Annotated in this window: 2 protein-coding genes; both read right to left on the bottom strand. The window is 32.8% G+C overall.

Going from position 1 to position 2,723, the window contains the following annotated elements; translation table 11 throughout:
- The coding region (locus AC3DU7_RS30560) for a sulfotransferase family 2 domain-containing protein (protein ID WP_488042995.1) at positions 1-759 on the bottom strand (759 nt) is incomplete at its 3' end.
- Between the two features lie 164 nt (positions 760-923).
- The coding region (locus tag AC3DU7_RS30555) for a methyltransferase domain-containing protein (protein ID WP_488042994.1) at positions 924-2,723 on the bottom strand (1,800 nt) is incomplete at its 5' end.

Below are 2,723 nucleotides of genomic sequence, written 5' to 3'. Positions count from 1 at the left end.
TTGAGCAAACTTCAGTAAACCTTGTTTATTTAGATAATCTTTTGTAGGATTCGATATGTGGCGAAAACAATAATCAGAAATTAATCTGTGGATAGGTTCTCTTAACCATGTAATTCTCTTAGTTTCAGGAAATAATTTATCGTATTTACCCGCGCGAAAATGACCCTCAATAACTTTAGTCTGCCAATGAATAGTAGCTGGCATATTATCTTCAAACATATTAGTTTTATCTGTCAGAACTCCCTGAGTTCCATAAACTTGTAATAAAACCTGTCTGAAAGCTGTTCCGGCTGCTTTTGGCACATGAACAGAAATAAGTTCTACTTGAGGAGTTTGGCTTGGTAAATTATTTGCTTCTGGTGTTTTAACTAAAGCAGATAATGCAGGATTAACTGCATTTAATAAAGGCTCTCCCTCGCGGTCGTTAACTAGAGGAATTAGAATAATCAGAGCATCTTTAAGTTGTTCTTGCTGCTGTTTATTCATGGGTAGCCGAATAATGAATCGAGCATTATTAGCAGCAGAAATATTTGGATGTGCCTTTTTAACTCCAGGGCTAGGAAGACCTTGAGTTAATTCAAATCCTATTAATTGTTGACTGCCAAATAAAACCTTAAAATTAGTTACAGATTCAGACTCGAATGAAAGAACCCATCCACTTAAACAAACAGTTTCATTTTCTATTGCTACTTGGTCTAAAAATCCAGTAGTTGCTGCTAGTTGTGTAGGTTGTTTCTGTACTATTTCAACTTTTTCCATATTGATAAAATTCTGTAAATTATTTTTTAGTAAACAGTTATATAAGAGGATGTACTTCGATTTATTTCCTACTCACAGTTTTTTCCACTCCCCCACTCCCCCACTCCCCCACTCCTCTACTACCCACTTCCCTATTCCCTATTCCCTGAAATCCTAGAAGAAGTCTATTTTTTTTCCAAAATCAACAAATCTTCTTTAAAAGATGAAGTCCGACCACACCAAGAACCATAAGATTTTTCTAGAACATTAAATCCTCGTTCATATATCCACTTTAATAGTAAACTTTCTCTCAAGGCAATTCCTTTTTCTGGCAAATTAATATCTTTAGTAAAACCATATTCTGTTTCATAAATAAGCTGTTGATAATTTTTGCCTTTAGCCATCAACTGTTCTGATGCCGAGTTGATTAAAAAGCAAATTAATAAGCACCTCCCTCCAGGTTTTAAAACTCGATGTATTTCATCAAGATAGCGCATAACCTCCAGGCTTTGTAAATGAATTAATAAATTAGGAATACAGACACAGTTAAAACTTTCATCAGGATAAGGAAAATTGAAATTAATTACTGATATTCTGCCAGTGGGATTATACAGAGGATGATGAATATTATGCCAGTTAAAATTAAAATTAGGTTTGCGTGTTGTAATTTCCTTTTGTACCACAGAAATCAAATGTTTTACCATATCAAAGCCTTCATAACGACCAGAAGGATGTAAATAATTAACTAAGGCATAAGCAACAGTACCAATATTACAACCAACATCCAGAATATGGTCTTTGGGTTGTAAACCTAATCTCTGAATTAAATCTCCTAGTAATTTGAAGGAAGTACGAATAAATTGACTCCTTCCATCAACCTCAGTTATTTTTATATCTTTCTCTTCAGGCAGTGGCAAGAGTGGTGCTAATACCTTTAATAAAATTATCCCCTCACCATGTTTAAATTGAGGAGTTAAAGCGATTAATGAATACTTTAATTGGTTAATTTGTTGTTGATTTAAAAGTATTTTGAGACGAAATCTAGCATTACTTGCACTATCTAAATTAGGATGAACTTTGTCTACATCTGGACTAGGTATATTGAGAGTTTTTTCAAAAAAACTAAACACTTGATTACCAATAACAACTTTAAATCCTTCCACCATACCAGCATCAAGGGAAGCAACCCAACCAGATAAGTGCAAAACTTGATTTTTAATGACTGCCCTGTCAATAGAACCCCAAGTAAGTAGAGGATTAGTTTTTGTTCTTTTCTGGGTAATTTGTTGTTTTCCAGATGATAAATTTTTGAGGTTTTCTTGAGTGTAGTATTGTCTTTTTAATGTTTTTATCCGGTTCTCTCGCAAACTTAGTGCTTCTCGATACAGTTCTATATCTTCCTGATTTATCGCCGATATTTTATTGACTATTTCTTGATTAGATAAGACTTCTTCTAATAATGACTTGTATTCTGGATAGGGATTGGTATTTTGAGTTTCAAGTTGATATTCTGGCCAGTTTAGTATTAATTTTAGTTCATGTAAATCTTCAAGAAAAAATTCTTGAATTCCGACAAAGTCAAATTCTATTAATTTTTGCTCTTGAACAAATTTTGATTTAATTACATTTTGCATCTCGGGTTTTTCGGCAAATTCTATAAATGTCAAATTAGACTCTTTGACTGGTAATAAATTTTGCTTATCACTTTCTAATAAAATTTGCCAAGTCTTCCAAAAAAAGTAAAAAGAGATTAATCTCTTGATTGGATCTCGAAGCCAAATTATTTTTCTAAACTCTGGAAATTTATAATCATATTTATTACTAGGGAAATGACCATGAATTACTTTGACTTCCGGTTTAGGATTAGTTAACATGTTATGGCGTAAATCTCCCCTGTGTGGATAGTCAAAGAAAATTTCTTCTATATGATATATTTGCCTCAAAATTTGTTTAAATGTTGTACCAGCAGTTTTTGGTACATGAAT

The organism is Okeania sp. (assembly GCF_983059655.1).
The sequence above is the reverse complement of the archived record's forward strand: the minus strand, read 5'-3'. Positions and strand labels throughout refer to the sequence as shown.